The 6753-nt window shown below is 73.7% G+C and carries 8 protein-coding genes; 4 read left to right on the top strand and 4 right to left on the bottom strand.

Features of this window, described 5'->3' with window-relative positions:
- The 3 genes from CCN42_RS17525 to CCN42_RS17515 form a co-directional block, all read right to left on the bottom strand.
- Positions 1-1341, bottom strand: a 1341-nt coding sequence (locus tag CCN42_RS17525) for a molybdopterin-dependent oxidoreductase (protein WP_143661936.1), incomplete at its 3' end; no start/stop codon positions are given.
- A 123-nt stretch (positions 1342-1464) separates the two neighbouring features.
- The gene (locus tag CCN42_RS17520) at positions 1465-2280 is read right to left on the bottom strand and encodes an SAM-dependent methyltransferase (protein WP_086736832.1); all 816 of its coding nucleotides are present in this window, start codon (positions 2278-2280) and stop codon (positions 1465-1467) included.
- Positions 2281-2362: 82 nt separating this feature from the next.
- Positions 2363-3226, bottom strand: coding sequence for a helix-turn-helix domain-containing protein (locus CCN42_RS17515; protein WP_086736830.1), 864 nt, complete (start codon positions 3224-3226; stop codon positions 2363-2365).
- Between the two features lie 275 nt (positions 3227-3501).
- On the opposite strand from CCN42_RS17515, the gene CCN42_RS17510 reads away from it, so the two are divergent.
- The gene (locus tag CCN42_RS17510; protein ID WP_086736828.1) at positions 3502-3927 is read left to right on the top strand and encodes a hypothetical protein; all 426 of its coding nucleotides are present in this window, start codon (positions 3502-3504) and stop codon (positions 3925-3927) included.
- Here the strand turns inward: CCN42_RS17510 and CCN42_RS17505 are convergent.
- The gene (locus CCN42_RS17505) at positions 3909-4739 is read right to left on the bottom strand and encodes a helix-turn-helix domain-containing protein (protein ID WP_086736826.1); all 831 of its coding nucleotides are present in this window, start codon (positions 4737-4739) and stop codon (positions 3909-3911) included. The two genes, CCN42_RS17510 and CCN42_RS17505, sit on opposite strands and share 19 nt — an antisense overlap.
- 29 nt (positions 4740-4768) lie before the next feature.
- Here CCN42_RS17505 and CCN42_RS17500 point away from each other — a divergent pair, with 29 nt between their 5' ends.
- From CCN42_RS17500 to CCN42_RS17490, 3 genes are all read left to right on the top strand, one after another.
- The gene (locus CCN42_RS17500) at positions 4769-5857 is read left to right on the top strand and encodes an ADP-ribosylglycohydrolase family protein (protein WP_086736824.1); all 1089 of its coding nucleotides are present in this window, start codon (positions 4769-4771) and stop codon (positions 5855-5857) included.
- An 82-nt stretch (positions 5858-5939) separates the two neighbouring features.
- Positions 5940-6245, top strand: coding sequence for a 4a-hydroxytetrahydrobiopterin dehydratase (locus CCN42_RS17495; RefSeq protein WP_086736822.1), 306 nt, complete (start codon positions 5940-5942; stop codon positions 6243-6245).
- A 7-nt stretch (positions 6246-6252) separates the two neighbouring features.
- On the top strand, positions 6253-6753 hold a 501-nt coding region (locus tag CCN42_RS17490; RefSeq protein ID WP_107427605.1), incomplete at its 3' end, for a class I SAM-dependent methyltransferase.

The following is a 6753-nucleotide window of genomic DNA, read 5'->3' as shown; positions in this document are numbered from 1 at the left end:
CCCCTGCCCGTGCTCCCCGCCCTCGGTGTCGAACCGGGGCAGCAGCACCTCCACGCCCTTCTCCCCGTACAGGCTCAACTGTGGTTCGACGGCGCCCAGTTCGAGATTCCAGAGGCCCTTGCCGGACTCCGTCCAGCGAAATCCCAGCGAGCCGTTCGGCACCACGGGCCGTCCCGTCACGGCGTCCCGGACAACCGTCTTCCACTCCGCGCCCTCCCCGGTCCGCCCGAGGTCCGAGGCGCGCACGAACTTCCCCGGCACGTACGCGCCGTCCTTCTCCCGCAGCGTGACCAGGAACGGCAGATCGGTGAACCGGCGCACGTAGTCCGTGAAGAACGGCGTCTCGCGGTCGACGAAGAACTCCTTGAGGACGACGTGCCCCATCGCCAGCGCCAGCGCGCCGTCCGTGCCGGGGTGCGGGTGCAGCCATTCGTCGGCGAACTTGGTGTTGTCCGCGTAGTCCGGGGAGACCACCACCACCTTCTGCCCCCGGTAGCGGGCCTCCGCCATCCAGTGCGCGTCCGGGGTGCGGGTCACCGGGACATTGGAGCCCCACACCATCAGATACGCCGCGTCCCACCAGTCACCCGACTCGGGGACGTCCGTCTGGTCGCCGAAGACCTGCGGGGAGGCCACCGGCAGATCGGCGTACCAGTCGTAGAACGAGAGCATGGGCGCGCCGATCAGCGAGTGGAACCGGGCGCCGGCCGCGTGCGACACCATCGACATCGCCGGGATGGGGGAGAAGCCCGCGATGCGGTCCGGGCCGTACGTCCTGATGGTGTGCACGTGAGCGGCGGCGACCAGCTCCACCGCCTCGTCCCAGGTCGCCCGCACCAGGCCGCCCTTGCCGCGCGCCCGCTGGTAGCGGCGGCGGCGCTCCGGGTCGCCCTGGATGTCCGCCCAGGCCAGCACCGGGTCCGTCAGCCGGGCCTTCGCCTCCCGGTACATCTCCAGCAGCACGCCCCGGACGTACGGGTGGCGCACGCGGGTGGGGGAGTACGTGTACCAGGAGAACGCGGCGCCGCGCGGGCAGCCCCGCGGCTCGTACTCGGGCCGGTCCGCGCCCACCGACGGATAGTCGGTCTGCTGGGTCTCCCAGGTGATGATCCCGTCCTTGACGTACACCTTCCAGCGGCAGGAGCCGGTGCAGTTCACGCCGTGGGTGGAGTTGACCACCTTGTCGTGGCTCCACCGGTCCCGGTAGAAGGCGTCCGCCTCCCGGCCGCCGGTGAGTTCCACGCTGTGCAGGTCGGGCGCGGCGGTCCCGGGCCGGAAGAACCGTCCGGCACGCAGCAGCGCCGCGCCCGGCTCGGTGGGGGGTGTCCGCGTGTCCGTCACCTGCGCTCCCTTGCTCACCCGGTCCCTTCGAACCTAGGGGCGGGCAGGGGAGCGCACTCGCTCACGCGGACCGTACGGGTGAGAGCGGCCCCGCGCGGCCTGCGGGCCAGGGGTGCACGCGTGTCACGGCTTGCGCGCCACCCCCGCGTACACCGGCACGATCCCCTCCGCCTGGGCCGCCACGTCCTCCGCCTCCGGACGCCAGCCGTGCACCGGGATCAGCCCGGGACCCAGCAGCTCCAGCCCGTCGAAGAAACGCGCGAACTCGCCGAGCGACCGGGGGTGGAACGGGGTGCCGGCGCGCCGGAAGCTCTCGGCCGCCCTGGCGATGGCCTCCGGGTTCAGATCGGGGGTCACCTGGGACAGGATCAGATAGCTGCCGGGCGCGAGCGCGTCGACGTACCGGGACAGCAGCCCGTAGACGTCGTCGCCCTCCGGGTCGGAGTCCAGGTAGTGGGTGAGCGCCACCAGCGACAGCGCGACCGGCCGGGTGAGGTCGAGGGTCTCGCCGGCCCGCGCCAGCAGGGCGTCCACGTCCCGTACGTCGGCGTGCGCGTAGGCGGTGGCGCCCTCGGCCGAGCCGTGCAGCAGCGCCTCGGCGTGCCGCAGCACGATCGGGTCGTTGTCCGCGTACACCACCCGGCTCTCCGGCGCGGTCTTCTGTGCCACCTGGTGCAGGTTGGGCTCGGTGGGGATGCCGGTGCCGATGTCCAGGAACTGGCGGATCCCCGCCTCGGCGACCGTGCGCACGGCCCGGTGCATGAACCGGCGGTTGGCGCGCGCCCCGCGCACCACCGTGCCGTCCACGGCGAGGATCCGCCGGGCCAGCTCCTCGTCCACCGGGTAGTTGTCCTTGCCGCCCAGCCACCAGTCGTACACCCGCGCCGGGTGCGGCCGGCTGGTGTCGATACGGGCGGGGGCGGCGTCGGATGCGGTCATGACGGTGTCGTCTCCTAGTCGGCCCCGGATGACGGACCCCGGGGCCTCGGTCGTTTCAGGTCTCGCTGTCTCGCTGTTTCGCTCAGAACCGCCCGCGGCACTCCTGGAGGATCTTCTTGGTGCGCCGGGCGGACGCGGCGTGTGCCGTCATGTGGTCCAGCACCTCCAGGTGCGCGGACACCTCCGTACGGGAGTCCAGGTACAGCGCGCCCGTCAGGTACTCGGTGAACACCATGTCCGGCAGCTCCGGCTCGGCGAACCGGAACAGCGCGAACGGCGCGTAGGTCCCCGGGTGCGGGCCGCTCGCGAACTCGGCGATCTGCAAGGTGATCCGGTCGCTCTCGACGGCCTCCAGCAGCCGGTCGAGCTGGCCGGTCATCACCTCGGGGCGGGTGCTCACCGGGCGGCGCAGCACCGTCTCGTCCATGATCACCCACAGGTGGGGCGGATCGGGGCGGGTCAGCAGCTCCTGCCGGGCCATCCGCAGCGACACATGCCGCTCCAGCGACGGCCGGTCGGTCTGCCCGATGGTCCCGGCCTCCAGCACGGCCCGCGCGTACTCCTCGGTCTGCAGCAGACCGGGCACGAAGTGCGGCTCGTAGGAGCGGATCAGCCGGGCCGCGCCCTCCAGGCTCACGAACAGGCTGAACCAGTCCGGCAGCACATCGTGGAACCGCTGCCACCAGCCCGGCTGGTTCGCCTCCTCGGCCAGCGTGACGAACGACTCCACCTCGCCCTCGGGCACCCCGTAGGCGTCCAGCAGCAGCTGCACGTACGGAATCTTCAGGGAGACCTCGGCCGTCTCCATCCGGCGTACGGTCGCCGGGGCCACCCGCAGGACCCGCGCGGCGTCCTCCCGGCTCAGCCCGGCCGTCTCCCGCAGCTCCTGCAACCGCTTGCCGAGCACCACCTGGCCCACGGTGGGCGCCGGCCGCCGCTCACTCACGCCACGCCTCCCCTACGCGCCGGAAGTTCCCGAGCAGTCTGACATGTTCCCGCTGCATACTCACGAGTTCACGGTGGGCTGCTTGCCATATGAGACATGCGGAAGCCCCCGGGTCCGCCCGTCCCGCTCACCGCACCCGGCCCCTCATTACCTCCCGGGTAATCGACCCCGCACCCCGCCCGGCGCGATCGTGGACCCACCGGGTTCCGGGGCGGCGCACTCCGCCCCGGGGCCCGGGCCCCGCTACCGACGACCTCGCCGGAGGATGATCCGCCATGTCCGCCACCCAGCTCGCCGCCCTCGCCCGCACCTCCGACCCGCGCACCATGCTGCGCCGCTTCCTGGCCCTCGACGCGGTCGTGACCGGCACCAACGGTGTCGCCTACCTCGCCCTCTCCGGACCGCTCGGCGACCTGCTCGGCGTCGGCTCCGGTCTGCTGCTCGCCCTCGGCGCGTTCCTCACCGTCTTCGCCGCGGGCGTCGGCCTGCTCGCCGCCCGCCCGCACCCCGCGTCCCTGCCCGTCCGCGCGGTCGTGGAAGCCAACCTCACCTGGGCGGCCGTCAGTGTCGTGGCCCTCGCGCTCTGGCTCACCCCCAGCACCGCGGGCGCCGTGTGGACCGTGCTCCAGGCGTTCACCGTCGCCTCCTTCGCCGTCCTCCAGCACTTCGCACTGAGGGCCCGTCAGGACACCAGCTCCTGAAGGTGCTTCACGGTCGCCGGGTCGGCCGGGAGGAACGTCTCGATGGCCAGCTCGGCGACGGTCACGTCCATCGGGGTGTTGAACGTGGAGATCGACGAGATGAACGACAGGATCCGGCCCTCGTACTCGATCTGCATCGGCAGCGCGAAGTACGGGACCGGCTCCTCCGGCTCGGCGGCCGGCGCCGGCTCAGGCACCGGATACGCCGCCACCTCCTCGTACAGCGCCCGCAGCGGCGCCGAGCGGTGCAGCGCGATCTGCCGTTCCATCTGCGCCAGCAGATGCCCCCGCCACTCGCGCAGATTGCGGATCCGGGGCGCCAGCCCCCGCGGGTGCAGCGTCAGCCGCATCGCGTTCAGCGGCGGCGCCAGCAGGTCCTCGGGCACCTCGTCCAGCAGCATGGTGATGCCCCGGTTCGCGGCCACCACGTTGTAGGTCGCGTCCACCACCAGCGCCGGATACGGCTCGTAGCCGCGGATCAGCCGCTCCATGCCCGCCCGCAACGCCCCCAGCGCCGGATCGTCCAGCGGGGTCTCCGGGAACCGCGGCGCGTAACCGGCCGCCAGCAGCAGCGCGTTGCGGTCCCGCACCGGCACGTCCAGATGCTCGGCCAGCCGCAGCACCATCTCCTCGCTCGGCCGGGACCGGCCCGTCTCGATGAAGCTGATGTGCCGGGCGGAGGAATCGGCGCGCAGCGCCAGCTCCAGCTGGCTGACCCGCCGCCGCTCCCGCCAGGACCGCAGCAGCGGGCCGACTCCCTGGTCGGCGGGGGCGGTCGCGGCAGCCGCGGGCGCGGACGTGAGAATGCTCATGTGTACGACCGTAGTCGAGGAGGTACCGCGTGAACGAGACGTGGCAGCAGGCGAACTGGCAGGCACCGGCGGTGCTCCGGTCGAGAGTGCGCGGCTGCCTGCTCGGCGGCGCGCTCGGCGACGCCCTCGGCTACCCCGTCGAGTTCAGCTCCCTGGACGCCATCCGCGCCGCCCACGGCGCGCGCGGCGTCACCTCCCTCGTTCCCGACGCCACCGGTGTCGCCGGACGGATCAGCGACGACACCCAGATGACGCTGTTCACCGTCGAGGGCATCCTCGCCGCCCACCGCCGCGAACGTGAGAAGGGCATCGGCGGCGCCGCCCACCAGCTGCTGTACGAGGCCTACCGGCGCTGGCTGGTCACCCAGCAGCAGCCCGGCCCCGACGGCACCCTCGCCGGGCACCCCGGGCCCGACCGGCCCCTCCTCGCCGAGCCGTGGCTCTACGCCCGCCGCGCCCCGGGCAACGCCTGCCTGTCCGGCCTGCACCAGCCCTACGTCCCCGACACGGGCACCCCGCTCGGCGGTTTCGGCCCGGTCAACCCCAACGCCAAGGGCTGCGGCGCGGTGATGCGCTCGGCGCCCTTCGGGCTCACCGGCGCCCCCGCCGACCGCGCCTTCGACCTCGCCGCCCGCTGTGCCCGGCTCACCCACGGCCACCCCACCGGCTACTACGCGGCCGGCGCGTTCGCCGCCCTCACCGCCCACCTGCTCGCCGGGGACTCCGTCGAGGGCGCCGTCCTGCGCACCCTGCGGCTGCTCGCCCGCCACCCCGGCCACGAGGAGACCACCGCAGCCCTCGAACAGGCCCTCGACCTGGCCGCCGAGGGCGCACCGAGCGCGGCGAGGGTGGAGCGGCTGGGCGCCGGCTGGGTCGCCGAGGAGGCCCTGGCCATCGGCGTGTACGCGGCGCTCGCCGAACCCCGGGTGACGGACGCGCTGCTGCTCTCGGTCAACCACTCGGGCGACACCGACTCCACCGGCGCCATCTGCGGGAACATCCTCGGCGCCCGGTACGGCGACGTCAGCCTGCCGCACCCCTGGCTGCGGCAGGTCGAGGGACGGGACCGGATCGCCGCGCTGGCCGACGATCTCGCGGCCGAATGTCACCGCACCTGACCCCCGGGAGGCCGTCCGGCCAGGACCGCGGCGGCTCTCCTGTGGCAGGCTGGAGCCGGACCCCCGGGAAAGGAGCGAGGTCATGGCCGTGCAACCGCTGTCGCCCGAGGAGATCGAGGACCGGCTGGCCGGACTGCCGGGCTGGTCGCTGGACGAGGACCGCCTCACCCGCACCTACCGGCTCGGCTCGCACATCGCCGCCGCCGCGCTCGTCATGCACATCGCCCGGGTGCAGGACGAGCTGGACCACCACTCCGACCTCACCCTCGGCTACCACAGCGTGACCGTGTCGGTGCACACCCACAGCGCCGGCGGCAAGGTCACCGAGCTGGACGTCGAGCTGGCCCGCCGCGTCTCCGGCCTCGCCCCGGCCCACGGCGCGAGCTGAGCCGGCGGTGCTGGACTACAGCCAGGAGGCCGAACGCTACGACGCCTCCCGGGGCGGCGAACCCCGCGCGGCCGCCGCCGCGGAAGGCGTCCTCGGCCTGGTGCCCGATGACGCCCGCCGTCTGCTCGACCTCGCCTGCGGCACCGGCATCGTCACCCGGCGGCTCGCCGCGGCCCGGGACGGCCTGCGGGTGACCGGGGTCGACCTCACCGACGCGATGGTCCGCCGTGCCGCCGCCCGCGTCCCGGGCGCCGTGGTCCGCGCCGACGCCCGCCGACTGCCGTTCCCCGACGGCACGTTCGACGCGGTGACCAGCGTGTGGCTGCTCCACCTGCTGCCCGGCCCGGCGGCCGTGCGCGCCGTCGTCGCCGAGTGCGCGCGCGTGCTGCGCCCGGGCGGGGTCTACGTCACGACCGTCGACAAGGCCGCCGGGCACAACGTCGGAAGCGACATCGACGCCGTCCTCGCCGCCCGCCCCCGCAGCCGCGCCGTCGACGAGGCGGCGGCC

This window comes from Streptomyces glaucescens, from assembly GCF_002154375.1.
Classification (GTDB): domain Bacteria; phylum Actinomycetota; class Actinomycetes; order Streptomycetales; family Streptomycetaceae; genus Streptomyces; species Streptomyces glaucescens.
Note: the sequence above shows the minus strand (reverse complement) of the source record. Positions and strands in the feature narration are given on the sequence as shown.

Coding starts and splice junctions, on each gene's coding strand:
- CCN42_RS17495 (WP_086736822.1), top strand. CDS start 5,940: ATGGCCGTGCAACCGCTGTCGCCCGAGGAGATCGAGGACCGGCTGGCC.
- CCN42_RS17510 (WP_086736828.1), top strand. CDS start 3,502: ATGTCCGCCACCCAGCTCGCCGCCCTCGCCCGCACCTCCGACCCGCGC.
- CCN42_RS17520 (WP_086736832.1), bottom strand. CDS start 2,280: ATGACCGCATCCGACGCCGCCCCCGCCCGTATCGACACCAGCCGGCCG.
- CCN42_RS17505 (WP_086736826.1), bottom strand. CDS start 4,739: ATGAGCATTCTCACGTCCGCGCCCGCGGCTGCCGCGACCGCCCCCGCC.